This window comes from Leucobacter sp. CX169 (assembly GCF_017161405.1).
Taxonomy (GTDB): Bacteria; Actinomycetota; Actinomycetes; order Actinomycetales; family Microbacteriaceae; genus Cx-87.
Map to the genome: position 1 here is coordinate 1,105,665 of NZ_CP071051.1, position 25,469 is coordinate 1,131,133.

General features: G+C 64.7%; 17 protein-coding genes and 3 rRNA genes. 17 read left to right on the forward strand and 3 right to left on the reverse strand.

What is annotated here, in order from left to right:
- Nucleotides 1-31: 31 nt before the first annotated feature.
- From adhP to rlmN, 3 genes are all read left to right on the forward strand, one after another.
- Complete coding sequence (adhP, locus tag JW030_RS04925; RefSeq protein ID WP_370567014.1) at nt 32-1,051, forward strand: alcohol dehydrogenase AdhP; 1,020 nt, start codon at nt 32-34, stop codon at nt 1,049-1,051.
- A gap of 169 nt (nt 1,052-1,220) precedes the next feature.
- Nucleotides 1,221-1,643, forward strand: a complete 423-nt coding sequence (locus tag JW030_RS04930; protein WP_370567013.1) for a DUF779 domain-containing protein — start codon at nt 1,221-1,223, stop codon at nt 1,641-1,643.
- 40 nt (nt 1,644-1,683) lie between these two features.
- Nucleotides 1,684-2,943, forward strand: coding sequence for a 23S rRNA (adenine(2503)-C(2))-methyltransferase RlmN (rlmN, locus tag JW030_RS04935; RefSeq protein WP_188044436.1), 1,260 nt, complete (start codon nt 1,684-1,686; stop codon nt 2,941-2,943).
- Between the two features lie 70 nt (nt 2,944-3,013).
- On the opposite strand, the gene JW030_RS04940 is transcribed toward rlmN, so the two are convergent.
- Nucleotides 3,014-4,066, reverse strand: coding sequence for an aminotransferase class V-fold PLP-dependent enzyme (locus JW030_RS04940; protein ID WP_188044435.1), 1,053 nt, complete (start codon nt 4,064-4,066; stop codon nt 3,014-3,016).
- Between the two features lie 82 nt (nt 4,067-4,148).
- Here JW030_RS04940 and JW030_RS04945 point away from each other — a divergent pair, with 82 nt between their 5' ends.
- From JW030_RS04945 to JW030_RS04965, 5 genes are read left to right on the forward strand one after another with little or no spacing between them, the layout of a single operon-like run.
- The gene (locus JW030_RS04945; protein ID WP_188044434.1) at nt 4,149-5,111 is read left to right on the forward strand and encodes a LysR family transcriptional regulator; all 963 of its coding nucleotides are present in this window, start codon (nt 4,149-4,151) and stop codon (nt 5,109-5,111) included.
- A complete protein-coding gene (locus JW030_RS04950; protein ID WP_241095563.1) occupies nt 5,072-6,418 on the forward strand; it encodes an MFS transporter in 1,347 nt (448 codons plus the stop codon). Before JW030_RS04945 ends, JW030_RS04950 begins: the two co-directional genes overlap by 40 nt.
- Before the next feature lie 11 nt (nt 6,419-6,429).
- A complete protein-coding gene (gene gltX, locus JW030_RS04955) occupies nt 6,430-7,950 on the forward strand; it encodes a glutamate--tRNA ligase (protein WP_188044433.1) in 1,521 nt (506 codons plus the stop codon).
- A gap of 2 nt (nt 7,951-7,952) precedes the next feature.
- Nucleotides 7,953-9,026: an NAD(P)/FAD-dependent oxidoreductase gene (locus JW030_RS04960; RefSeq protein ID WP_241095564.1), complete on the forward strand. Its 1,074-nt coding sequence runs from the start codon at nt 7,953-7,955 to the stop codon at nt 9,024-9,026.
- Complete coding sequence (locus tag JW030_RS04965) at nt 9,007-9,726, forward strand: queuosine precursor transporter (RefSeq protein WP_188044432.1); 720 nt, start codon at nt 9,007-9,009, stop codon at nt 9,724-9,726. Before JW030_RS04960 ends, JW030_RS04965 begins: the two co-directional genes overlap by 20 nt.
- On the opposite strand, the gene tgt is transcribed toward JW030_RS04965, so the two are convergent.
- Complete coding sequence (tgt, locus tag JW030_RS04970; RefSeq protein WP_188044431.1) at nt 9,657-11,033, reverse strand: tRNA guanosine(34) transglycosylase Tgt; 1,377 nt, start codon at nt 11,031-11,033, stop codon at nt 9,657-9,659. The genes JW030_RS04965 and tgt overlap by 70 nt on opposite strands.
- Before the next feature lie 652 nt (nt 11,034-11,685).
- Here tgt and JW030_RS04975 point away from each other — a divergent pair.
- The 9 genes from JW030_RS04975 to mnhG all read left to right on the forward strand — a co-directional run bounded on the left by JW030_RS04975 (nt 11,686) and on the right by mnhG (nt 23,713).
- Nucleotides 11,686-13,211: ribosomal RNA gene (locus JW030_RS04975) — 16S ribosomal RNA — on the forward strand.
- A 410-nt stretch (nt 13,212-13,621) separates the two neighbouring features.
- A 23S ribosomal RNA gene (locus JW030_RS04980) occupies nt 13,622-16,735 on the forward strand.
- Between the two features lie 170 nt (nt 16,736-16,905).
- Nucleotides 16,906-17,022: ribosomal RNA gene (gene rrf / locus JW030_RS04985) — 5S ribosomal RNA — on the forward strand.
- The 16S, 23S and 5S rRNA genes sit together here, the layout of an rRNA operon.
- 157 nt (nt 17,023-17,179) lie before the next feature.
- Nucleotides 17,180-20,074: a Na+/H+ antiporter subunit A gene (locus tag JW030_RS04990; RefSeq protein ID WP_241095565.1), complete on the forward strand. Its 2,895-nt coding sequence runs from the start codon at nt 17,180-17,182 to the stop codon at nt 20,072-20,074.
- On the forward strand, nt 20,071-20,538 hold the full coding sequence (locus JW030_RS04995) for a Na(+)/H(+) antiporter subunit C (protein WP_188045016.1): 468 nt from the start codon (nt 20,071-20,073) through the stop codon (nt 20,536-20,538). Before JW030_RS04990 ends, JW030_RS04995 begins: the two co-directional genes overlap by 4 nt.
- Nucleotides 20,535-22,523 (forward strand): Na+/H+ antiporter subunit D, encoded by a 1,989-nt coding sequence (locus JW030_RS05000; protein ID WP_241095566.1) that lies wholly within the window; start codon nt 20,535-20,537, stop codon nt 22,521-22,523. Before JW030_RS04995 ends, JW030_RS05000 begins: the two co-directional genes overlap by 4 nt.
- Nucleotides 22,520-23,065: a Na+/H+ antiporter subunit E gene (locus tag JW030_RS05005; RefSeq protein ID WP_188045015.1), complete on the forward strand. Its 546-nt coding sequence runs from the start codon at nt 22,520-22,522 to the stop codon at nt 23,063-23,065. The genes JW030_RS05000 and JW030_RS05005 overlap by 4 nt, the downstream gene beginning before the upstream one ends.
- Nucleotides 23,062-23,373 carry a sodium:proton antiporter gene (locus tag JW030_RS05010; protein WP_188045014.1) on the forward strand — a complete coding sequence of 104 codons (312 nt, stop codon included), beginning with the start codon at nt 23,062-23,064 and terminating at the stop codon, nt 23,371-23,373. The genes JW030_RS05005 and JW030_RS05010 overlap by 4 nt, the downstream gene beginning before the upstream one ends.
- Complete coding sequence (gene mnhG, locus JW030_RS05015; protein ID WP_188045013.1) at nt 23,366-23,713, forward strand: monovalent cation/H(+) antiporter subunit G; 348 nt, start codon at nt 23,366-23,368, stop codon at nt 23,711-23,713. Before JW030_RS05010 ends, mnhG begins: the two co-directional genes overlap by 8 nt.
- 72 nt (nt 23,714-23,785) lie before the next feature.
- Here mnhG and aceB read toward each other — a convergent pair whose 3' ends face one another.
- Nucleotides 23,786-25,462 (reverse strand): malate synthase A, encoded by a 1,677-nt coding sequence (gene aceB / locus JW030_RS05020; protein ID WP_188045012.1) that lies wholly within the window; start codon nt 25,460-25,462, stop codon nt 23,786-23,788.
- Nucleotides 25,463-25,469: the final 7 nt, after the last annotated feature.

A 25,469-nucleotide genomic window follows, 5' to 3' on the forward strand; every position in this document is an offset into this window, starting at 1 on the left:
AGCGAAAGCACACATGACTACATTTGACACCATGCGCGCTGCATCGGTTCCTGCCTTCGGGCAGCCGCTCGAGGTGGGTGCACAGCCGACGCCGACGCCGGGCCTCGGCCAGGCGCTCGTGCGCGTCCTTACCACCGGCGTTTGCCATACTGACCTGCACGCGGTCGAGGGTGATTGGCCGGTGAAGCCGTCGCCACCCTTCATTCCGGGCCATGAGGGCGTCGGTATCGTCGAGGAACTCGGCGAGGGGGTTACCAACCTCGCGGTCGGAGATCTCGTAGGCAACGCCTGGCTTTGGTCGGCGTGTGGGCACTGCGAGTACTGCCGTACCGGATGGGAGACGCTCTGCGAACAGCAGCAGAACGGCGGCTACTCAGTCGATGGCTCGTTCGCCGAATACATGCTCATCGACGCTGCCTACGCAGCTGTCGTCCCGGCAGGATCAGACCCGGTCGAGGTTGCGCCCGTGCTCTGCGCGGGTGTCACTGTGTACAAGGGGCTCAAAGTGAGCAACGTGTTGCCCGGCCAGTGGGTTGTGATTTCGGGTATTGGTGGGCTCGGCCACATCGCGGTGCAGTACGCAGTCGCAATGGGCATGCGGGTGGCGGCCGTCGATATTGCCGATGACAAGTTGGCGCTCGCCCGTAAGTACGGGGCCGAGGTTACGGTGAACGCGTTGAACGAAGACCCGGTGGCAGCGATTCAGCGCGAGACGGGTGGCACACACGGCGTGCTCGTCACTGCAGTGCATCCGTCGGCGTTCGGGCAGGCAATAGGGATGACCAGACGCGGTGGAACGATCGTGTTCAACGGCCTGCCGCCCGGGGACTTCCCGGCGCCGATCTTCGACATTGTGCTCAAGGGGCTCACCATTCGCGGATCGATCGTGGGTACTCGTCAGGACATGATCGAGGCTCTCGACTTCTACGCTCGCGGGCTCATTCACCCGACTGTGACGGAGCGCCCGCTTGAAGAGGTCAACGCGGTGCTCGACGAGATGCGGGCCGGCAAGATCGACGGACGGGTGGTGTTGCGCCTCGCCGAAGGGTGACGCGTAGGCCACACGTCAGCACACTGAGAAATGGGGTCGAGACATGGTGCATGAACTGGGCGGTACTGAAGGGTACGCCGAGAAGGCAACAGAGTTGGGCGACGCGTGCGCGGTCGGTAGTAACTCACCGCCCGTACCCGGTCCAGCTGATTCTCTCGAGATTTCCGGTGTGGTGGCGGCGCGGCCCGAGGTCGCGGGGGAGAGCGTGAGTCGTCTCTCGTTCACCCCCGCGGCGCTCGCGCTCATCGAGCAACTGTGGGCGCAGCACGGGCCACTGATGTTTCACCAGTCCGGCGGCTGCTGCGACGGCAGCGCGCCCATGTGCTACCAGGCAGGGGAGTTCCGCACAGGCGGCCAGGACGTACTGCTGGGCACACTCGAGCTTCCGCCGCTTCCGCCGCTTCCGACCGAAGCTGGGGCGGGGACCCCGTCCCCCGTCGCGCGGGAAATCCCCTTCTGGATGTCGCGCGAGCAATTTGGCGTCTGGGCCCACACCCACCTCACCGTCGACACGGTCCCGGGCCGCGGGAGCGGTTTCTCGCTCGAGGCTCCGGAGGGCAAGCGGTTCCTCATTCGCTCACGTCTGTTGTGACCCGTTCGAATCTCAGGGAGGAGATGCGACAATAGACGCGATGGATCCCACAAAGCTCAACCATGACCAGGCCCCGGGCGAGGCAAAGTACACGAAGACCAAGCCCCGCACCGCGCCGGTCCGTCAGGTGCGCCCGCGCGCCGAAGGCTGGAAGCAGCAGACCGGCGCTGACGGTCGTCCGACGCTGCAGTTCGCCTCCCCGCGCGTCAAGCAGCCGGCGACGCACCTCGCCGACCTGTCGATGGACGAGCGTACCGAGAAGATGAAGGCGCTCGGCCTGCCGGGATTCCGCGCCAAGCAGCTCTCGAACCACTACTTCGTGCACGGCACCACTGACGCTGCGAAGATGACGGACCTTCCGAAGGACCGCGCGGCGGAGATCGTCGAGGAGTTCTTCCCGCCGCTGCTCACCGAGGTGAAGCGGCTCGAGACCGACAAGGGCGACACGATCAAGTTCTTGTGGCGTCTCTTCGACGGCGCGCTCGTCGAGTCGGTGCTCATGCGCTACCCCGGCCGCATCACGCTCTGCGTGTCGAGCCAGTGCGGTTGCGGGATGAACTGCCCGTTCTGCGCCACCGGCCAGGCGGGGCTGACCCGTAACATGTCGTCGGCCGAGATTCTCGACCAGATCGTGCAGGCGAACCGGGTCATTCTCGAGGGTGGCCTGCGCGGCGGCAAGAGCCGCCCGAAGGGTGCCGAGCCCGAGCGCGTCAACAACGTCGTGTTCATGGGCATGGGCGAGCCGCTCGCGAACTACAAGCGCGTCATGAATGCCGTGCACCGCATGGTCGCCCCCGCCCCCGAGGGTCTCGGTATGAGCGCCCGCGGTATCACCGTTTCGACGGTCGGGCTCGCCCCGGCCATTCGCAAGCTCGCCGACGAGAGCATCCCGGTGACGTTCGCGCTCTCGCTGCACGCCCCCGACGATCAGCTGCGTGACGAGCTCATCCCGGTGAACAGCAAGTGGAAGGTCGACGAGGTGCTCGACGCCGCGCGCGCCTACTTCGACAAGACCGGTCGCCGCGTCAGCATTGAGTACGCGCTGATCAAGGACATGAACGATCACGCGTGGCGAGCCGAGTTGCTCGCCGAGAAGCTCAACGCGCGCGGCACGGGCTGGGTCCACGTCAACCCGATCCCGCTGAACCCGACGCCCGGCTCGATCTGGACGTCCTCCGAGCCCGACGTGACGCGCACCTTCATCAATCGCTTGATCGCGAACGGCATTCCGACGACGCTCCGCGACACCCGCGGCAAGGAGATCGACGGCGCCTGCGGTCAGCTCGCGGCCGCCGAGTAGCGAGCTTTCGTTCAGGATCCCGCCGCCCCACCCGCTTCGCGCCGGTGCGGGTAGGCGGGATCCTGCGTGTTTAGCCCCGGATCGCCGTGAGGGCCAGCTTGACGTCATCGAGCGAGTTCCAGACGTGGAACGCGACGCGGGCGCGGCCCGCGCGCCCCGACGCCGTGATGCCGGCTGCCTGGAGTTTCGCCAGGGCGCTTCCGTCTGCGTCAGCCCAGGCCACGATCGCCGAGTTCGTCTCGGGTAGGCCGAGGCCCGCCGCGAGGGCGTTCGCGAGCCCGACGTTGTGCGTGCGCACGGCCGCGAGGTCGAGCGACGAGACGAACTCGAGCGCGGGCACGGTGCCGGCCCAGGCCTGCCAGGCGGGCGAAACGTCGAAGCGCTTCGCGCTTTCGGACAGCGGCGTGTTGCCCGCGTAACACGAACCCCACACGTCGTCGGCCGAACACCAGCCGGCCGCGATGGGCACAAGCCAGGACGGGTCGAGCACCGTCATGAATGCCGTGCCGCGGGGGCTGAGCAGCCACTTGTACGCGTGGCAGAGGGTGACATCGAACCGGCTCGCATCGTGGGGCAGCCAGCCCGCGGCCTGGGTGGTGTCGACGACGGTGCGCGCGCCGACCCGGCGGGCGGCCTCGGCGATCGCGGCGCCATCAGCGATCTCACCGGTCGCCGACTGCACGAGCGAAAAGACCACGACGTCGGTGTCCGCCTCGACCGCGTCCGCGAGCTGAGCGACGGGGACGTAGGTCACGCGCACGCCGCGGTGCGCCTGCTGCTCGAACGGGTGGGTGAGTGAGGCGAAGTCGTCGGCGGCCGCGAGCACGCGAGCGCCCTGGGGGAGCGAGGCCGCGACGATCGCGGCCAGCGATGAGACCTGCGATCCAACGCTCACCTGCTCCGGCGTGACGCCCACGAGGTCAGCGAAGAGTGCTCGGCTTCGCTCGACCTGCGCCGCCGCAGCGTTGAGATCGAGCTCGCCGGCGGCCCACTGTGCGAGGGAAGCGGTCACGGCGTCGACCGTCTCCCGAATGGGCAGGCCGGTCGTGCAGGCGGCGAGATAGCCGGGGCCCGCAAGGAACGCGTCGGCGTGTGCGGCGGGAAGAGCGAAGGCGCGAGTCATGTCTCCAGGCTAGGAACCCGCGACGCATAACTAAAGAGAATGATTCTTATCTTTTGCCTACGGTTCGCTTATAGTGGAATGCATGAGCACCGCCCGCACCCCTGACCCCCTGGGATCGATCGATTCGACCGAGCTGCGCATCCTGCACGCGCTCGCCTCGACCGGATCCCTCACCGCCGCCGCCGCGCAGCTGGGCCTCAGCCAGCCGGCGGTCAGCCAGCGCCTCAAACGCGTCGAGTCGCGGCTCGCGGTGCCGCTGATCGAGCGGCAGGGCCGCGGCATCCGGTTGACCCCGGCAGGCAGGATCCTGGCCGAGCATGGCCGCACCGTCGTTGCCGAGATCGACGCCGCGATTGCCGCGATCGAGGACCTGCGCGGTGACCGCGGCGGCGTGCTGCGCCTCGTCGGCTTCCCGTCCGCTTCGGCCACGATCGTGCCGACCATGATGGCGCGTCTCACCGCCGAAGCGCCCGAAGTGACCTTCCAATACCGCGAGGCCGAGCCGCCCGAGGCGATCTCGATGCTGCGGGACGGCGAGGTCGACTGCGCGCTCGTCTTCGACTTCGCGGGCGAGCCGCTGCCGTCTGCGTGCGTGTTTACCCCGCTGTGGCGGGAAGAGCTCAAGCTCGTGGTGACCGACGAGCGCAGCGGCGGGGCCGAGAGCCTCGACCTCGCGGACTTCGACGCAGACCACTGGATCGCGGGCTGCGCCAAGTGCCGCGGACACCTCATGGCGGTCGCCCGCGAAAGCGGCTTCGAGCCCGACATCATCCAGGAAACCGACAACGTGCCGGCAATGATGGCGATGGTGGGGGCCGGCGGCGCCGTCGCCCTCGTACCCGGCCTTGGCCTTGCTGCTGCGCGCACCCTGCCCCCGGGCACCCGTGCGCTTCCGTTTTCGAAGCCCCGCTTCCGCACCATCGGCCTCGTCTCCGTCGATACCGCGAACGAGAGCCCCTCGGTGCGCCTCGCGAAGCGCCTGCTCGGCGAGATCGACGGCAGCTCATGGGGTCTGACCCCCGCGCGCCCAGCGACGCAGCGATGACCGCGGTGCACGCACGCGCGCCACGAGCTTCCGACGCTGGCGCGGCGCGGCCCGCGGCGTTCGACCAGCCCGCGCTCCAGCGCCGCACGGTCCTCGTCCTTGCCGCCGCGACCGTGCTCGGCGGGCTCGGCATCGGGGCCTCGGTCTCGGTCGGGGCGCTCCTGATCGCTTCCGTGACCGGGAACGACGCGATCTCGGGCCTGGCCTCGACCATGAATGGCGTGGGGGTCGCGCTCGCCGGCATTCCACTTGCTCGCCTCGCCGCCCGCAAGGGTCGTCGGCTCGCGCTGGCGCTCGGCAACTTCATCGCCGTGCTCGGCGCGCTCCTGGTCGTCTTTTCGGCCGTGATCGGCGCGGGCTGGCTCCTGATTCCGGGCCTCGCGATTCTCGGAGTCGCGGGCGCTGCGCAGCTCCAGTCCCGGTTTGCCGCGACCGATCTTGCGGTGCCTGGTCGCCGGGCGCGCGACCTTTCGCTCGTCGTCTGGGCGATCACCATCGGTGCCGTGGCGGGGCCAAACCTCATCGGCCCGGGGGAGTGGGTCGGCACGCTGCTGCATCTGCCCCCGCTCACCGGTATCTTCGCGTTCACCGTCGCCGCCCAGCTCGCGGCCGCCGCGATCGTCTGGTTCGGGCTTCGACCCGACCCGCTGCTCACCGCGCGTGCGCTGCCGACGGTCGTCACCGCGCCGATCCGAGTCCCACTCGAGGGTGAAACGGCGGCGGAAGCGGCCGCGGCCGAGTCGGAAGCCGCAGGATCCGCCCGCTGGCGCCAGCGCCTCGTCATCGTGGGCGTCTCGGCGGCGCACGCGGTCATGGTCTCGCTCATGGCAATGACGCCGCTGCACCTCATGATGCACGGCGGCGACCCGTCGATCGTGGGCTTCACCATCAGCCTCCACATCGCCGGCATGTACGCGCTGTCGCCCGTTTTCGGCATCCTTGCGGGTCGGATCGGGAACGCCCCGGTCATGATCCTGGGCGGAGTGTTGCTCGCCGCGTCCGCAGTCGGCACCGCGGTCGCCGGGGACTCGCACGCGCTGGTGCAGGCGTCGCTCGTCATGCTGGGCATCGGTTGGAGCGCGGCCACGGTTGCCGGCTCTGCACTGCTCACCGAGGTGACTCCCGCCCGCGATCGCCCGCGTCGACAGGGCCAGTCCGACAGCATCATGAGTGCGGCCGGTGCCGCGGCCGGTGCCCTGTCTGGCCTGGTCTTCGCGTTCGGCGGATTCCCGCTGCTCTCGGCGCTCGCCGGGGTGTTCATCGCGACACTGCTGGTGGTCTCCGTGAGCCTCGCGTTCCGCCGGTAGACTTGCTCGTAATGTCACACGTAGCCACGCCCCAGTTCTCGTCCGCCACCGGAGCCGATGTTCGCGTCCGCTTCTGCCCGTCACCGACGGGCACGCCGCACGTCGGCATGGTGCGCACCGCGCTGTTCAACTGGGCGTATGCCCGGCACACGGGTGGCACCTTCGTGTTCCGCATCGAGGACACCGATGCCGCGCGCGATAGCGAGGAGAGCTACGGCCAGATCATCGACTCGATGCGCTGGCTTGGTCTGAACTGGGACGAGGGCATCGACGCTGGCGGCGAGCACGGACCGTACCGTCAGTCGCAGCGCGGTGAGATCTACCAGGGGGTCATCGAGCGACTGCGCGAGGCCGGCTATCTGTACGAGAGCTTCTCGACTTCGGAGGAGATCGACGCGCGCAACGAGGCGAACGGCCGTGCGAAGCAGCTCGGCTACGACAACCTCGATCGCGACCTGACGGACGAGCAGCGCGCGGCGTACCGCGCCGAGGGCCGCTCGCCCGCGCTCCGCTTCCGGGTTCCCGAGGTCGATCTCTCCTTTACTGACCTCGTGCGCGGGGACATCTCTTTCCCGGCAGGATCGACCATCGACTTCGTCGTCGTGCGCCCGAACGGCGCGCCGCTCTACACGCTGGTAAACCCGGTCGACGACGCACTGATGGGCATTACCCACGTGCTGCGCGGCGAGGACCTCCTGTCCTCCACGCCTCGCCAGGTGGCGCTGTACCACGCCCTCGTTGCGATTGGTGTGGCCAAGGAGATTCCGCTGTTCGGTCACCTGCCCTACGTCATGGGCGAGGGCAACAAGAAGCTGTCCAAGCGCGACCCCGAGTCGAACCTGCTGCACCACAAGAACCGCGGGTTCATTCCCGAGGGGCTCATCAACTACCTCTCGCTGCTTGGCTGGTCGCTCGCGCCCGACCGCGACGTCTTCTCGACTGACGAGCTGATCGCGGCCTTCGATGTGAAGGACGTAAACCCGAACCCGGCACGCTTCGACCAGAAGAAGGCCGACTCGATCAACGCCGACCACATTCGACTGCTCTCGGAGGCGGATTTTGGCGAGCGGATCCTGCCGTACCTCGCTGCAGAGTCGGTCATCCCTGCCGAGCCGAGCGCCGAGCAGCTCGAACTCATCCGTCAGGCGGTGCCGCTCGTGCAAAGCCGCGTTACGGTGTTGAGCGACGTCGTCGGCATGCTCGCGTTCCTCTTCACCCCGACCGACGAGCTTGAGTATGCCGAGGACGCGATGAAATCGCTGCCCGCGGACGCCCGCACAGTCCTGGCCGCAGGAATCGAGGCGCTCTCGGCTCTGTCCGACACCGACTGGAACACCGAGCAGATTCAGGCGGCGCTGCAGGCTGCCCTTATCGACGGTCTCGGCCTCAAGCCCCGCGTCGCCTTCGGGCCGCTGCGCGTCGCCGCCTCGGGACGCCGCGTCTCGCCGCCGCTCTTCGAGTCGTTCGAACTGCTCGGTCAGAGCGAGACCCTCGCACGCCTGCGCCGCCTTGACGGGCGCCTCGCGGAATAGCGATGAGTGACATGACGATGCCAGACTCGACGACTGCCGCGCAGGCCTCACCGCGCGCGGCGCAGTCTCCCGTCGACCCGAGTGATTTCGACTCGGGCGCCGAGTCGACCTCCGCGGTCGCGCCGATCGGCGTCGCCATCATTGGCGGCGGCCCGGCCGGGCTCTCCGCGGGCATCAACCTCGTGCGCGCGAATCGCCGCATCGCGATCATTGACAGCAACCGGCCGCGGCACTCCGCGACCCTGCAGTCGCACGGCTTTCTGACGCGGGACGGCGCGCCGCCCCTCGAGCTGCGCCGCCTCGGGCGTGAGGAGTTCGAGGCATACCCCTCGGCGATTTTCGCCCCCGCGATCGTGCGTGAGGTTACCCCGCTCACCGAGGCGGAGGCGCACGCGGTCGGGTTCCCCGACGGCATCGGCTTCCGCGTGCGCGGCAGCGGGATCCGCGGCGCGGCGGACGTCGAGTTCGTCGCCCGGCGTGTGCTCATTACCGCCGGGCTCACCGAGCAGCTCCCCGCGCTTCCGATGATTCGTGCGTACTACGGCACGGCACTGCACAGCTGCGTCGAGTGCGACGGCTTCGAGAAGTCGGACAAGCCGCTGGCGCTGATCGGCGAGACAAGCGATGTGTTCTCGCGCGCCCTGCTGATCAGCCGGTTCAGCTCCGATCTCATCGTCTTTACCAACGGCGCCGACACCGTCCGTCCGGAGCAAGAAGCGCAGCTAGCCCGCATCGGGATCACGGTGGAACGCCGTGCCATCGACGACATTGTCGGCGAGAAGGCCGAGATGACCGGGGTGCGCCTTGCCGATGGCACGGTGATTCCCCGTGTCGGCGGCTTCGTGCGTCCGCGATGGCAGGCACCGGTCGAGTTTCTCGGGGAGCAGGACATTGCGCGCGACGGCTGGGGCCTCATCGTGGTGGATGACCGCGGCGAGACCTCAATCCGCGGCGTGTACGCCGTCGGCGACATCGTGCCGCCCGGCCCGCAACAACTCATCATCGCGGCGGGCGGCGGCGCCCAGGTGGCGATGCGACTGAATATGGATCTGATTCGTGGCGCCCTCAACATATAACCCCCGCGTCGCCTCGGCCGGCGGTCTGTACGGCATTATCGTCGCGGTCTTTGTGGGGCTGCTGCTGATCTCGAACATCGTCGCGGTGAAGCTCATCGCGGTCGGTCCGCTCATTGTCGACGGCGGAGTGTTCCTGTTTCCGCTGGTCTACGTGATCGGCGACGTGCTCAGCGAGGTATACGGGATCAAGGGTGCGAGGCGCGCGATCCTGACGGCGTTTGCCCTGTCGGCGCTCGCCTCACTGACGATTTGGCTCGCCCAGATCTCTCCTGCCGCTCCCGGCTGGGAGCAGCAAGAGGCCTTCGAATCGGTGCTCGGATTCGTGCCGCGTATTGTGCTCGCAAGTCTCGGCGGGTTCCTGGCCGGTCAGTTCGTCAACAGCTGGGTGCTGGTGCGCCTGCGCGATCGCATGGAGGGGCGGGGCCTGTGGTTCCGCCTCATCAGCTCGACCATGCTTGGCCAACTCGTCGACACCATCGTGTTCTGCACGATCGCGTTCTTCGGGGTCATCACGGGCTGGGACTTCTTCGGCTACGTGGCACTGGGCTACGTGATCAAGTGCCTCGCCGAAGTCGTCCTGCTCCCCGTGACGACCCGCGTGATTCCGTGGGTCGTCCGGAAGGAAGCGGCTTACGCCGAGGCAGGATCCGCGAGCGAGTCCGAGCGGGCAATCATGTCGCGCGCCGCGTCGGGGGAGTAGTACCGCGAGAGCACGTCCTCGCGCAGCTCGCGGAACGTTCCGTCAATCATGCTGGCCCGGATCTGGTCGACCAAACGCACGATGAAGCGCTCGTTGTGGATGGTCGCGAGGGTCGAGGAGACCATCTCCTTCGCCTTGAACAGGTGGTGCAGGTATGCCGAGGTGACGTGGGTGCACGTGTAGCAGTCGCAGCCCTCTTCAATCGGGGCGAACTTCCGGCGCTGCCCGGCTGACTTCGCGTTGATCCGGCCATTTGCGCTGTACATGCTGCCGCCGCGGGCCTGGCGTGACGGGGCGACACAGTCGAAGGTGTCGGCACCCGCGGCGATTGCCGCGAAGAGATCGTCCGGCTCGGAGATGCCGAGGAGGTGGCGCGGCTTGTTCTCGGGGAGCTCGTCCGAGACCCAGCTCACGATGCGTCCGAGCTCGGCCTTCTCGAGTGCCCCGCCGATGCCGAAGCCGTCGAAGCTCTGGTTTCCCGCCTCGGCGCCGGTCATTTCGGCGAGGCCGCGGGCCGCCTGGCGCCGGAGGTCCTCATATTGGGCGCCCTGCACGACCCCGAACAGCGCCTGATAGGGACGATGCCCCCGCGATTCGGTCTGGCGTGCATGCTCATCGAGGCATCGAACGGCCCAGCGGGCAGTGCGCTCGACCGAGTCTTCCTGGTAGTCGCGAGTGTTGAGGAGAGTGGTGCACTCGTCAAAGGCAAAGATGATGTCCGCACCCAGCTGGTGCTGCACCTGCATCGACACCTCGGGAGTGAAGTGGTGCACATCGCCGTTGAGGTAGGACTTGAACGTGACGCCGTCCTCGTTCACGTGCGCCAGGCGATCCTTGTTGCGGGCGATGACGTCGCCGGAGGTGTGCTCGGCCTCGGTCATCGAAATGACCTTCCGGAATCCGATGCCGAGCGACATCACCTGGAACCCGCCGGAGTCGGTGAAGGTTGGTCCGTCCCAGTGCATGAACTGACCGAGTCCGCCGGCCTCGTCGACGATGTCGCTGCCGGGCTGCAAGAACAGGTGGTACGCATTGGCCAGTACTGCTTGGCCGCCGAGCTCGGTCACCGTTTCGGGGAGCAGCCCCTTTACGGTGGCCTTCGTCCCGACGGGGACAAATGCCGGAGTCTGGATCTCCCCGTGAGGGGTTCGGATCGTGCCCACGCGGCCGAGCGCGCGCCCATCGCTTCCGACCGCGCTGCCCGCGCCCTGTGCGTGCTCGACCGAGAAGCCGAAGTCTGCAGGAGAGGGGAGGGGGGAGAGGGGAGCGTTGTTTGCGTGCGGGGTTGCCGCGTTCGTTTGGGTCACCGGTCTATTCAATCAGGCAGACGCTGAAGCCCCGCCGCGCCCGGGAATCGGGCATCTTTTGCCTGTTTCGCCGGTTTTTGGGCCGATTCGGGCCGGAGGCGGGCTCCGTGCGGGTCGGCTCAGATTCGTAACTTCCGCGTGTTTCCGGGGGGACACGCCCGGCGGCGGGGCGTGATTTGCCCGCGGGCCGGATCGAACGTAATGTTATCCCTTGTCAGCACGGCAGTGCGGGACACGGAATGTGGCCCGGTTGCGAACGTGACAATGAATTGCTTGTCTCGCTGGTCTTGAACCTGATGGTTCGACCGGGTAAGATGGTGGTTCGCCTGCTTTGCTCGCACTGGTGCGGCTCGCCTTCGGGTTGAGGTCGTGTTCAGGGTGTGGTAAGTTAGGGAAGTTGCCTTTCGGAAGCCTTCGGGTGTGTACGGGGGGTGTCTGGTCCTTGAGAACTCAATAACGTGCACTAAATGTCAAATACCATTTATTTGAACCTCGTCATCTGCTCTTCGGAGTGGGTGTAGATGTTCCTTTTTTATTGGATAACGATACAAGAGCCAGATGGCGCTGCTTCGGCAGGGTCTATGGTTCGTATCTTTGTCAGAATCAAGCTCGCTGCAGTCCGGATTTTTCCCCGGGTTGTATGCACTTTTCATTTACGGAGAGTTTGATCCTGGCTCAGGACGAACGCTGGCGGCGTGCTTAACACATGCAAGTCGAACGCTGAAGCCAGAGCTTGCTCTGGTGGATGAGTGGCGAACGGGTGAGTAACACGTGAGTAACCTGCCCCTGACTCTGGGATAAGCGCTGGAAACGGCGTCTAATACCGGATATGAGCAATCACCGCATGGTGTGTTGCTGGAAAGATTTATCGGTTGGGGATGGACTCGCGGCCTATCAGCTAGTTGGTGAGGTAATGGCTCACCAAGGCGACGACGGGTAGCCGGCCTGAGAGGGTGACCGGCCACACTGGGACTGAGACACGGCCCAGACTCCTACGGGAGGCAGCAGTGGGGAATATTGCACAATGGGCGCAAGCCTGATGCAGCAACGCCGCGTGAGGGATGACGGCCTTCGGGTTGTAAACCTCTTTTAGTAGGGAAGAAGCGCAAGTGACGGTACCTGCAGAAAAAGCACCGGCTAACTACGTGCCAGCAGCCGCGGTAATACGTAGGGTGCAAGCGTTGTCCGGAATTATTGGGCGTAAAGAGCTCGTAGGCGGCTTGTCGCGTCTGCTGTGAAAACCCGAGGCTCAACCTCGGGCTTGCAGTGGGTACGGGCAGGCTAGAGTGTGGTAGGGGAGATTGGAATTCCTGGTGTAGCGGTGGAATGCGCAGATATCAGGAGGAACACCGATGGCGAAGGCAGATCTCTGGGCCACTACTGACGCTGAGGAGCGAAAGCATGGGGAGCGAACAGGATTAGATACCCTGGTAGTCCATGCCGTAAACGTTGGGAACTAGATGTAGGGACCTTTCCAGGGTTTCTGTGTCGTAGCTAACGCATTAAGTTCCCCGCCTGGGGAGTACGGCCGCAAGGCTAAAACTCAAAGGAATTGACGGGGGCCCGCACAAGCGGCGGAGCATGCGGATTAATTCGATGCAACGCGAAGAACCTTACCAAGGCTTGACATATACGAGAACGGGCGAGAGATCGTCAACTCTTTGGACACTCGTAAACAGGTGGTGCATGGTTGTCGTCAGCTCGTGTCGTGAGATGTTCGGTTAAGTCCGGCAACGAGCGCAACCCTCGTCCTATGTTGCCAGCACGTAATGGTGGGAACTCATGGGATACTGCCGTGGTCAACACGGAGGAAGGTGGGGATGACGTCAAATCATCATGCCCCTTATGTCTTGGGCTTCACGCATGCTACAATGGCCGGTACAAAGGGCTGCGATACCGCGAGGTGGAGCGAATCCCAAAAAGCCGGTCTCAGTTCGGATTGGGGTCTGCAACTCGACCCCATGAAGTCGGAGTCGCTAGTAATCGCAGATCAGCAACGCTGCGGTGAATACGTTCCCGGGCCTTGTACACACCGCCCGTCAAGTCATGAAAGTCGGTAACACCCGAAGCCGATGGCCTAACCACTTGTGGAGGGAGTCGTCGAAGGTGGGACTGGTGATTAGGACTAAGTCGTAACAAGGTAGCCGTACCGGAAGGTGCGGCTGGATCACCTCCTTTCTAAGGAGCACTCATGGCCGTTTGGTCATGCAGAATACTCAGATCATCACCGAATGTGTGGTGCTGGGTGCTCACGGCTGGAATATTTGACAGGCTTGGTGCGAGTCATTTGGAGTAAGTACGCCGGTAACGGTTGGAACGCTTTGGGTGGTGAGTTCTGAGTCATTTGCACGTTATTGGGTCCTGAGGGACCAGGCCGGCACGGAAGTGTTGGGTTGGTTTCTTGGGCCGTGGCTTCGCCCGAACCGGTTGGTTCATGTGGTGGGGAGCGGTACCGACCGTACGTTGAGAACTACACAGTGGACGCGAGCATCTTTAGAAACACACACGAGAGTGTGGTGTTTCATGGTCTGCGTCGAATTTTCACTCCTTTGGGGGTGGGTTTGGCGCGAACATGATTACTTATGTGATTTCAAGTTTCTAAGAGCAAACGGTGGATGCCTTGGCATCTGGAGCCGAAGAAGGACGTCGTAATCTGCGATAAGCCTCGGGGAGTTGATAAACGAGCTGTGATCCGAGGATTTCCGAATGGGGAAACCCCGCCAGGGGCTGCAAGGTTGCCTGGTGACTCCCGCCTGAATATATAGGGCGGGTAGAGGGAACGGGGGGAAGTGAAACATCTCAGTACCCTCAGGAAGAGAAAACAACATGTGATTCCGGTAGTAGTGGCGAGCGAAACCGGATGAGGCTAAACCAGTCATGTGTGATACCCGGCAGGGGTTGCATGGTTGGGGTTGCGGGACTTTCCGTTCTGTTCTGCCGAGCAGTGAACGTGAGCGTGTGCGTATAGGGGAACGACTTGGAACGGTCGATCGAAGAGGGTGAGAATCCCGTACCCGAAATGCGCCCACCGCGTGGAGAGTATCCCAAGTAGCACGGGGCCCGAGAAATCCCGTGTGAATCTGTCAGGACCACCTGATAAGCCTAAATACTCCCAGATGACCGATAGCGGACAAGTACCGTGAGGGAAAGGTGAAAAGTACCCCGGGAGGGGAGTGAAATAGTACCTGAAACCGTTTGCTTACAAACCGTTGGAGCAGCCTTGTTGCTGTGACAGCGTGCCTTTTGAAGAATGAGCCTGCGAGTTAGCGATATGTGGCGAGGTTAACCCTTGAGGGGTAGCCGTAGCGAAAGCGAGTCTGAATAGGGCGATTCAGTCGCATGTCCTAGACCCGAAGCGAAGTGATCTATCCATGGCCAGGTTGAAGCGCGTGTAAGAGCGCGTGGAGGACCGAACCCACTTAGGTTGAAAACTGAGGGGATGAGCTGTGGATAGGGGTGAAAGGCCAATCAAACTTCGTGATAGCTGGTTCTCTCCGAAATGCATTTAGGTGCAGCGTTGCGTGTTTCTTGCCGGAGGTAGAGCTACTGGATGGCCGATGGGCCCTACAAGGTTACTGACGTCAGCCAAACTCCGAATGCCGGTAAGTGAGAGCGCAGCAGTGAGACAGTGGGGGATAAGCTTCATTGTCGAGAGGGAAACAACCCAGATCACCAATTAAGGTCCCAAAGCGCGTGCTAAGTGGAAAAGGATGTGGAGTTGCTGTGACAACCAGGAGGTTGGCTTAGAAGCAGCCACCCTTGAAAGAGTGCGTAATAGCTCACTGGTCAAGTGATTCCGCGCCGACAATGTAACGGGGCTCAAGCACGCCACCGAAATTGTGGCATTCATATTATTGGTAGGCCTTCGTGGTCCAGCCGTATGGATGGGTAGGAGAGCGTCGTGTGGCGAGTGAAGCGGCGGTGTGAACCAGCCGTGGACGCCACACGAGTGAGAATGCAGGCATGAGTAGCGAAAGACGGGTGAGAAACCCGTCCTCCGGAAGACCAAGGGTTCCAGGGTCAAGCTAATCTTCCCTGGGTAAGTCGGGACCTAAGGCGAGGCCGACAGGCGTAGTCGATGGACAACGGGTTGATATTCCCGTACCGGCGAAAAACCGTCAAAGACCTAACCAGTAGTGCTAAGCAATGGAAGCTTTCGGGATGCCTTCGGGTTGAACGGGAGGGGAAGCTGCGAACCCGGACTGGGGTGGTGAGCGTATTAACAGGTGTGACGCAGGAAGGTAGATGTTGCCGGGCGATGGTTGTCCCGGTCTAAGGTTGTAGGCCGAGCAGTAGGCAAATCCGCTGCTCATATAAGGCTGAGAGCTGATGGGGAGCCCGTAGGGGCGAAGTCATTGATCCTATGCTGCCAAGAAAAGCATCGACGCGAGGTTTTAGCCGCCCGTACCCCAAACCGACTCAGGTGGTCAGGTAGAGAATACTAAGGAGATCGAGATAATCATGGTTAAGGAACTCGGCAAAATGCCCCCGTAACTTCGGGAGAAGGGGGGCCATCCGCCTATTAGGATTTACTCCGAAAGGGTGTGATGGCCGCAGAGACCAGTGGGAAGCGACTGTTTACTAAAAACACAGGTCCGTGCGAAGTCGCAAGACGATGTATACGGACTGACGCCTGCCCGGTGCTGGAAGGTTAAGAGGAGGGGTTAGCGCAAGCGAAGCTCTGAATTTAAGCCCCAGTAAACGGCGGTGGTAACTATAACCATCCTAAGGTAGCGAAATTCCTTGTCGGGTAAGTTCCGACCTGCACGAATGGCGTAACGACTTCCCAGCTGTCTCAACCATGAACTCGGCGAAATTGCATTACGAGTAAAGATGCTCGTTACGCGCAGCAGGACGGAAAGACCCCGTGACCTTTACTACAGTTTGGTATTGGTATTCGGTGTGACTTGTGTAGGATAGGTGGGAGACTGTGAAGCTTGGACGCTAGTTCAGGTGGAGTCATTGTTGAAATACCACTCTGGTCATTCTGGATATCTAACTACGGACCCTAATCGGGTTCTGGGACAGTGCCTGATGGGTAGTTTAACTGGGGCGGTTGCCTCCTAAAGAGTAACGGAGGCGCCCAAAGGTTCCCTCAACCTGGTTGGCAATCAGGTGGCGAGTGTAAGTGCACAAGGGAGCTTGACTGTGAGACTGACAGGTCGAGCAGGGACGAAAGTCGGGACTAGTGATCCGGCAGTGGCTTGTGGAAGCGCTGTCGCTCAACGGATAAAAGGTACCTCGGGGATAACAGGCTGATCTTGCCCAAGAGTCCATATCGACGGCATGGTTTGGCACCTCGATGTCGGCTCGTCGCATCCTGGGGCTGGAGTAGGTCCCAAGGGTTGGGCTGTTCGCCCATTAAAGCGGTACGCGAGCTGGGTTTAGAACGTCGTGAGACAGTTCGGTCCCTATCCGCTGCGTGCGTCGGAAATTTGAGAGGATCTGACCCTAGTACGAGAGGACCGGGTTGGACGAACCTCTGGTGTGTCAGTTGTTCTGCCAAGGGCATCGCTGATTAGCTACGTTCGGAATGGATAACCGCTGAAAGCATCTAAGCGGGAAGCCGGCCTCAAGATGAGATTTCCATCCGGGTTTAGCCCGGGAGAGGCTCCCAGTAGACTACTGGGTTGATAGGCCGGATGTGGAAGCACGGTAACGTGTGGAGCTGACCGGTACTAATAAGCCGATGGCTTGATTTCACTTCCATCACCTCTGATGTGTGTTTTGATGTTTCGCGTCCACTTTGTGGTTCTTGACGTACGGTCAAGCCACAACCACCCACCCTGACCGGTGTAGTCCATGCTCTTCGGAGTGTGTACTTGTCCTGGTTGGTGTGTCTGTGTGGTTGGGTTTGACAGGTCAATAGTGTTACGGCGGTTATAGCGTCAGGGAAACGCCCGGAAACATTCCGAACCCGGAAGCTAAGGCTGACTGCGCCGATGGTACTGCAGGGGGGACCCTGTGGGAGAGTAGGACACCGCCGGACTTCTTTTTGTAAAAGGGGCCTCATCGAAAAATGAGGCCCCTTTTTTTATGCCCGAAAAGCGCTCATAGGAAAGCCTGCGGGAGGCACTCCGGTAAGCTGGTTGAGAGCCCATTCGCCGGAAGGCGTGGGTGCAACGAAAGGGCAGCGGATGGGTTTGATGACGAGCATTTTGGTCCTGCTCGTCTTCGCGGCGCTCGTCTGCCCGCCGGTGTTTCGGCGGTTTGGTCCTGCGGCGTTCCCCGCCGCGGCCGGCGTGCTTGCCGCCGCCTGCATTGCGCTGGCGACCCAGGCGCCCAGCGTGCTGGCCGGGGGAGTGCAGACGGAACGCCTTCCGTGGGTTCCCGAACTCGACCTCACCCTGACCTTCCGGCTCGATCCCGTATCGCTGCTCTTCGCGCTGCTCGTCACGGGCGCTGGAGCCCTCGTCTTGCTGTACTGCTGGCGATACTTCGAGACCGGCGAAGAAGGCCTCGCACGGTTTGCCGGGGTGTTTGTGGGCTTCGCGGCCTCAATGCTGGGCCTCGTGCTCGCGGACGACGTCTACCTGCTCTTCCTGTTCTGGGAAGGCACGACGATTTTCTCCTTCCTCTTGATCGGCCACGCGTCGTTCCGCCGGACGAGCCGCGCGGCGGCGCTGCAGGCGCTCATGGTGACGACGCTGGGCGGGCTCGTTATGCTTGTCGGGTTCGTGATCCTGGCGAACTCCGCCGGGACGTCGCAGCTCTCCGTGATCCTCGCAGACCCCCCGACGGGTACCGCAGCAACGGTGGCCGTCTTCCTCATGCTGGTCGGCGCGCTCTCGAAGTCGGCGATTTTTCCCTTCCACTTCTGGCTGCCCGGCGCCATGGCCGCGCCGACGCCGGTGAGTGCGTACCTGCACGCCGCCGCGATGGTCAAGGCCGGTATCTATCTGATTGCCCGGCTCGGACCGGCGTTCGGCGACGTCGCCGGGTTCCGCGAGACGCTCGTGATCCTCGGCGGCATCACGATGCTCAACGGCGGGATCCGCGCGCTGCGCCAGTTCGATATCAAACTGATCGTCGCGCACGGCACCGTGAGCCAGCTCGGGTTCCTCGTCATGATGTTTGGTATTGCCGACCCGCGCACCGATCTCGCAGCCTTCGCGCTGCTCTTCGCGCACGCTGTGGCGAAGGCGCCGCTCTTCCTCGCCGTCGGCATCATTGACCATCGGACGGGCACGCGAGACCTCCGAAAGCTCAGCGGACTCTGGCGGCAGGCCCCCGTGCTCGCCGTGGTCACGACGCTCGCGGCAGCCTCAATGGCCGGTTTCCCGCCGCTCGCCGGTTTCGTTGCAAAGGAGTCCGCGTTTACTGAGCTGCTGGCAGTCGGGCAGACGGAGCCGCTCGCGGTGCTCGCCTTTGCGGTTGCCGCCCTGGGCAGCGTGCTGACGGTCGCGTACATGGGGCGCTTCCTCTGGGGCGCGTTTGCCACCAAGCGTGGCGTCCTCGACTGCGCTACGACGCACCGCCAGTACCCGAGCATCCTGATCGCGCCAGCGGCATTCGCCCTGCTCGCGCTGGGAGGCGGCCTCTTCGCCTCGCTCTTGGACCCCTGGTTCCAGGAGCTCGTGCAGACGGTCGACCCCGCGGGCGGGGCAGCCCCCGAGCACCTCGCGCTTTGGCACGGCTTCACGCCGGCGCTCGGCGCGTCCGTCCTGGTGCTGCTCATCGGGGTGCTCCTCGCGGTGTGGCTCTGTCGCCCGAAGCACCGGGTCCCGCAGGGATCCGACCGTTTCTCGGGCGCGCACGCCTACTGGGTCGTCACACACTGGCTGGACATCCTCGCGGTGCGGCTGACCTCGCTCACCCAGCGCGGTTCGCTGCCGTTCTACCTGGCGGTCATCCTGATCGTGACGACCGTGACCATCGGCGGAACTCTCCTCGTTTCGGGGGACTGGCCCGCGACCATCGTCTGGGCGACTTCGCCCGTGCAGATTCCGATCGCGATCGTCATGATCATCGCGGCGGTCGCGGCGCTGCGCGCGCCGACCCGTTTCCAAGCCGTCGTGCTTGTCGGCGTGACGGGCTACGGCATGGCGGCGCTCTTCGCACTGCATGGCGCACCGGATCTCGCCCTGACCCAGGCGCTCGTCGAGACGATCACCCTGATCGCGTTCGTGCTCGTGATCCGCCGGCTGCCGCAGCGCATTTCGGCGCGCTCGAGCCGGAGGGTGCGCATCGTACGTGCGCTGATCGGCGCCGGCGTCGGGCTGTCGCTGGGGGGCGCCGCGGTGATCGCGCTCGGCGCCCGCGTGGCCGAGCCGATTTCGCTCAAGTTGCCCGAGCTCGCGGTGAACGGCGGACACGGCTACAACGTCGTCAACGTCATGCTCGTCGATATTCGCGGTTGGGACACGCTGGGGGAGCTCTCCGTGATCCTGGCGGCGGCCACCGGCGTCGCCTCGCTCGTCTTCCGGAGCACCCGCGGGGACAACCTGCCCAAACTCAGCCGCCAGGCCGCACGGAGCCGGGTGCGGGAGCACCTGTTGCGGGTCGCCGACCCGAACGACTCCACTGCACGAGGCACTTGGCTGCTCGCCGGCCGTCACCTGGCCCCGGAGCGGCGCTCGATCATCCTCGAGGTCGTCGTGCGCCTGATCTTCCATGCGCTGATTCTGCTGTCCATCTACTTGTTGCTGACCGGGCACAATACGCCGGGCGGCGGCTTCGCGGGCGGGCTCGTCGCCGGTCTCGCGCTCGTGGCGCGCTACCTCGCGGGCGGTCGATATGAGCTGGGGGCGACGGTCTCGCTCGACGCCGGGCGGATCCTGGGCGTCGGATTCGGCATCGCGGCGACCGTCGCGATCATCCCGCTCTTCTTCGGTCAGTCGGCGCTCGCGTCGTCCTGGTTCGACCTTGATCTCGGGCCGCTGGGTGAGATTTCCATCGTGACTTCGACGTTCTTCGACGTCGGCGTATACCTCGTGGTGTTTGGCCTGATACTCGACGTGCTGCGCAGCCTCGGCGCGGAGATCGACGAGCACGAGGAAGAAGACGCCGACACCGCGCTTGAGGAGGCGACCCAGCGATGATTTCCACCATGCCCCTCGTGCTCGTCGCCGTCATGGTCGTGCTGTACGCCGGCGGCGTCTATCTGCTGCTCGACCGCAGCCTGACCCGAGTGCTGCTCGGATTCCTGCTCGTCGGCAACGCGACCAACCTCATGCTCTTCCTTATGTCCGGAAACTTCGGAGCCGCCCCGATTGCGGGCACCGTCGACCCCGAGGACATGAGTGACCCACTGCCGCAGGCGTTCATCCTGACGGCCATCGTCATCACCTTCTGCGTCAGCGCGTTCCTCCTCGCCCTCATCTACCGCTCCTGGCGGCTCGCTCGCGAGGACGAAGACACGGTGCGCGACGACGAAGAGGACATCGAGCTCGCAAGCACCCAGGCGCTGGCCTCCGTCGAACTCACCGATGAGGACATCGCCGATACACCCGAGTTCGACGAAGATCCGGCGGACGCCGCCGAAGAACAGGAGCGCCGCTCATGACGCTCACCCCGCTGATCCCGCTGGTGGTGCTCGTGCCGCTCGCCGCGGCCGCAATCACCCTGTCGTTCCCAGGCCGGCGCCGACTGCAGCAGGGCATCACCGTCGCGGCGCTCGCGACGATCGTCGTGCTGGGCGGCATCCTGATGTGGGCGAGCGATACCCAGGGCACCCTCGTGATGGAGGTCGGGGGCTGGGCGGCCCCGTACGGTATCGCCCTCGTCGTCGATCGGGTGTCGGCGCTGATGGTCACGGTCTCGGCCGTCGTCCTCCTGGGCGTGCTGCTCTTCTCGCTCGGCCAAGGTCTCGCCGACGGCGACGAAGAGACGCCGGTCTCGATCTACTACCCGACCTACCTCGTGCTCGGCGCGGGTGTCTGCAACGCGTTCATCGCGGGAGACCTGTTCAACCTCTACGTCGGCTTCGAGATCCTGTTGGTCGCAAGCTACGTGCTCATCACCTTGGGCGGGACGGTGCAGCGGATCCGGGCCGGGGTCACCTACGTCGTGGTCTCGCTCGTGTCCTCGATCCTGTTCCTCGGCGCCATCGCCCTGATCTACGGGGCCACGGGCACCGTGAACATGGCACAGCTGACCATCCGCATTGCCGAGCTGCCTGATTCGGTCCAGCTGCTGCTGAATCTCACGTTGCTCATCGCGTTCGGGATCAAGGCCGCCGTCTTCCCGCTGGCGTTCTGGCTGCCGGACTCGTACCCGACGGCCCCGGCTCCGGTGACCGCCGTCTTCGCGGGCCTGCTCACCAAGGTGGGCGTCTACGCAATCATTCGCACCCAGACGCTGCTCTTCCCGCTGTCGAGCGTCGACAACTTATTGCTGGTGATCGCGGGCTGCACCCTGCTTGTCGGGATCCTCGGCGCGGTCTCGCAGCTCGACATCAAGCGGATCCTGTCGTTCACGCTTATCAGCCACATCGGGTACATGATCTTCGGCATCGGGATGGCGAGCGTGCTCGGGTTCTCGGCCACGATCTTCTATATCGCGCACCACATTATTGTGCAGACGACGCTGTTCCTCGCGGTCGGTCTGATGGAGCGCCACGGGGGGACCACGTCTCTCACGGGGCTTGGCGGCATGCTGCGGAGCGCACCCGTGATCGCCGTCCTGTTTTTCATCCCGATGCTCAACCTCGGCGGGATCCCGCCATTCTCCGGATTTATCGGCAAGCTCGGACTCTTCACCGCGGGCGCCGACCTTGCGACCCCCGGCGCGTACTGGCTCATCGGCATCGGCGCGGCCGTCTCGCTGCTCACGCTCTACGCGCTCACTCGCGCGTGGAGCCTGGCCTTCTGGCGTCCGCGGGACCAGGCGGCCGCCTCGGGCCTCGAGGTCAACAGCTCGTCGGATACCTCGGCGCCCGGCGTCAACGGGGGAGCAGGCGCCGATCTGCGGACCGTTGGCGTGGACCTCACCGGCGCAGAGTTCCCGATGGTGAATATCGACGCGGCCGCGAGCCTGGGAGGCGCTGCGTCGCCGGCCCGGTCTGAGGAGCAGTCGACGGCTGGGGTGACGGCCGGGGCTCGCACGGTCGAGGCCGCCGCTGCCGAAGCCGCGGCCACGCCTGCCGTGGAACCCGCTGCGGCACCGACAGCGGCACCGTCCGCGGGTGCGGAGCTTCGGCGCCGCGAAGTGGACCAACTGGTGCGACTGCACGACGCCCCCGACGCGCAGCCGCGGCGCGCAAAGCGCGACATCCCCAGGCTGATGACCGGGGCCACCGCCGGTATGGTCGGCGTCAGCGTCGCCCTCACCATCTTCGCGGGGCCGCTCTACGCCTATGCCAGTCGGGCGGGCGAGGACCTCGCAAACCCGGCGCGACTCGTCCAGCTCGTCCTCGGTGACACACGGGACGGGCTCGGCGGGGGCAGCGGCACGACCGAGCTCGAGCCCCCCGAGTCGCGCCTGCACCCCGACTTCGGCAAGCGTCCGAATACAGACGACGCCGAAGAGAGCACAGAGGTGGCCCCGTGACCCGCGCCGACCGTCGCCTCGAGCGTCTCTTTCGCCTGCATGAGATTCCACTCCTCGTTGGCCTCGTCATATTGTGGATGGCGCTCTGGCGCGAGGTCTCCTGGATGTCGCTCATCAGCGGGATCCTGGTCTCGTATGTCGCGACGCGGCTGTTCTATCTGCCGCCGGTCGACCTCGCGGGGCGCTTCAATCTCTGGTACGCGCTGCGCTTCCTGGAGTATTTCTTCCGCCACCTCATGATCGCTTCGTTCCAGGTCGCCTGGCTCGCACTTCGCCCGGGGCCGCCGCCGAAGACCGCGATCATCGCGGTGCGGCTGCGCACGAGATCCGATTTCATCCTGACCTTGACGGGCCTCACGATCTCGCTGATCCCGGGTTCGCTGGTGGCCGAGGTCGATCGATTTGCGTCGACGCTGTACCTCCACGTCTTGAACACGCCCACGCAGAAGGAGCTGCGGAGGATGCGCGAGGAAGTCGCTCGCATCGAGTCTCTCTTGATTCGGTCGATCGGCTCGCGCGAGGAAGTGGAGGCGCTGTCATGAGCACGTTTGAGCTCGCCTTGGCCGTCGCTGCGGGCGTCGGGTTCACCGTGACCGCGCTGTGCGCGCTCGTGAGGATCGTGCGCGGCCCCACGATCCTTGATCGCATGATCGCGTCTGACGTGCTGTTGACGACGCTCATGCTGGTCGTTGGGGTCGACATGGTCCTGCGCGGCCACACCGACTCGATCGCGTTCATGACGGCGCTGGGTGCCACCGCCGTGTTCGCGACGATCGTCGTCGCGCGCTACGTCAAGCGTCGCGCGGGCCAGCCGACACTGCCGACGGGGAAGGGGCCCACCGATGTTTGATCAGGTACTCGACCTTGTGGCGCTCGTGTGCGTGTTGGGCGCGGCCGGGTTCTCGGTCGCGGCGGGCATCGGCTTGCTGCGCTTCCCGGACGCGTTGAGCCGCCTGCACGCCGCCACGAAGCCGCAGATCTTCGGGCTGTTGCTCGTGATCGCAGCGATCGCGATCGATCAGCGCTCGTTCTCGACGCTCATCGGCCTGCTGCCAGTGTTCATCTTTCAGGCACTGACCGCCCCGGTCGCGGCGCACATGGTGGGCCGCGCGGCCTATCGCACGGGTCAGCTCGACACCGAGTCCCTCATGGTTGATGAGCTTGGTCCCGCGATCGAGCGGGCGCAGTAGTCGACTACGCGCACTGACGAAAGCGACCCGGCCTCCTGAGAGACCGGGTCGCTTTCGTCAGTGCGGCTGGGATTAGTCGAGTTCGACCAGGTAGCGGCTGTAGGCCGAAACCGTCAGGAACGTCGGGAACGTCTCGCCGAGCGCGACGTCAGCGAAGATCTCTGCCGCGTCATCGAAGCGGTCACCCTCGAAGCGATCAAATGAGCCGGTGACCTCGTGCACGAGGGATTCCACCCACTCGCGGGTGATGCGGGTGCCCTCGGCGGTCGACTGGTCCTGGTGGATCCACTGCCAGATCTGCGATCGGCTGATCTCGGCAGTTGCCGCGTCCTCCATCAGGTTGTCGATTGCCGCAGCGCCAACGCCTCGGAGCCAGGACTCGATGTAGCGGATGCCGATCGAGACGTTCTCGCGCACGCCGGCGTTCGAGATTTCGCGGCCGATGTGCACGTCGAGCAGGTCTGCCGCCGTCACGTGCACGTCGTCGCGCTGGCGGTCGACCTGGTTCGGCTTGTCGCCGAGCACGGCATCGAACTCGGCCTGGGCTACGGGGATGAGATCGGGGTGGGCCACCCAGGTGCCGTCGAAGCCATCGTTCGCCTCGCGGTTCTTGTCGGCGCGCACCTTGCGCTCGGCGAGCGCGGTGACCTCGGGGTCACGACGATTCGGGATGAACGCGCTCATGCCACCGATAGCGTGCGCGCCGCGCTTGTGGGCGGTCTGCACGAGCAGCTCGGTGTAGGCCCGCATGAAGGGCACCGTCATGGTGACCTCGCTGCGGTCGGGCAGTACGAATCGAGCGCCGCGGCCGCGGTAGTTCTTGATGATCGAGAAGATGTAGTCCCAGCGACCGGCGTTCAGGCCGGCGATGTGGTCGCGCATGACATACAGGATCTCGTCCATCTCAAACGCGGCGGGGAGCGTCTCGATGAGGACCGTGGCGCGAATGGTGCCGTGTTCGAGGCCCAGCGTGCGCTCGGTGAAGCTGAACACGTCGTCCCAGAGCTGCGCTTCTTCACTCGACTCGAGCTTGGCGATGTAGAAGTAGGGGCCGCGGCCGCGTGCCACGAGCTCCTGGGCGTTGTGGAACGCGTAGAGGCCGAAGTCGACGAGGCTGCCGGACGCCGCCATCGCTTGGCCGTGGCCGTCCGTGAAGCGCAGGTGCTTCTCGACCAGGTGCCAGCCGCGGGGCCGCATCACGATCGTCGGCGTCTCGGTCGCGGTGACGCGGTACTGCTTGCCCTCGGGGCTCGTGAACTCGAGCTGGTCGCGGATCGCGTCGAACAGGGACAGCTGGCCGCCGATGACGTTCTTCCAGGTGGGGCTCGTCGCGTCTTCCTGATCCGCGAGCCAGACCTTCGCGCCGGAATTCAGGGCGTTGATTGTCATCTTCGGGTCGGTCGGGCCGGTGATCTCTACGCGGCGGTCCTCGAGGCCCGGGCCGGGGCCGGCGACGCGCCACGAGGCGTCCTCGCGGATGTGCGCGGTGTCATCGCGGAACTTCGGGTCGCGGCCGTTGCCGATCTCGAAGCGCTTGCGCATCCGCTCGGCCAGGCGATCGTGGCGTGCGCCGGCAAAAAGGCGGTGCAGTTCGGTCACGAACTCGAGCGCCTGCGGGGTCAGGATCTCGTCGAAGCGGGGGTGAAGCGCGCCGACAACATCGATGCGAGGACCCGGGGCGATCGGTGCGGTCCCGGCTGCGGGCCCGGCCGCGGTGAGGGTCGTCGTGGGTGCCTGCGTGGTGTTCATGGTGCGT

Excerpts from the sequence above, each read along its gene's own strand:
- adhP (WP_370567014.1), top strand. The coding sequence starts at position 32 with ATGCGCGCTGCATCGGTTCCTGCCTTCGGGCAGCCGCTCGAGGTGGGT.
- rlmN (WP_188044436.1), top strand. The coding sequence starts at position 1,684 with ATGGATCCCACAAAGCTCAACCATGACCAGGCCCCGGGCGAGGCAAAG.
- JW030_RS04940 (WP_188044435.1), bottom strand. The coding sequence starts at position 4,066 with ATGACTCGCGCCTTCGCTCTTCCCGCCGCACACGCCGACGCGTTCCTT.
- JW030_RS04945 (WP_188044434.1), top strand. The coding sequence starts at position 4,149 with ATGAGCACCGCCCGCACCCCTGACCCCCTGGGATCGATCGATTCGACC.
- JW030_RS04950 (WP_241095563.1), top strand. The coding sequence starts at position 5,072 with ATGGGGTCTGACCCCCGCGCGCCCAGCGACGCAGCGATGACCGCGGTG.
- gltX (WP_188044433.1), top strand. The coding sequence starts at position 6,430 with ATGTCACACGTAGCCACGCCCCAGTTCTCGTCCGCCACCGGAGCCGAT.
- JW030_RS04960 (WP_241095564.1), top strand. The coding sequence starts at position 7,953 with ATGAGTGACATGACGATGCCAGACTCGACGACTGCCGCGCAGGCCTCA.
- JW030_RS04990 (WP_241095565.1), top strand. The coding sequence starts at position 17,180 with ATGACGAGCATTTTGGTCCTGCTCGTCTTCGCGGCGCTCGTCTGCCCG.
- JW030_RS04995 (WP_188045016.1), top strand. The coding sequence starts at position 20,071 with ATGATTTCCACCATGCCCCTCGTGCTCGTCGCCGTCATGGTCGTGCTG.
- JW030_RS05000 (WP_241095566.1), top strand. The coding sequence starts at position 20,535 with ATGACGCTCACCCCGCTGATCCCGCTGGTGGTGCTCGTGCCGCTCGCC.
- JW030_RS05010 (WP_188045014.1), top strand. The coding sequence starts at position 23,062 with ATGAGCACGTTTGAGCTCGCCTTGGCCGTCGCTGCGGGCGTCGGGTTC.
- mnhG (WP_188045013.1), top strand. The coding sequence starts at position 23,366 with ATGTTTGATCAGGTACTCGACCTTGTGGCGCTCGTGTGCGTGTTGGGC.
- aceB (WP_188045012.1), bottom strand. The coding sequence starts at position 25,462 with ATGAACACCACGCAGGCACCCACGACGACCCTCACCGCGGCCGGGCCC.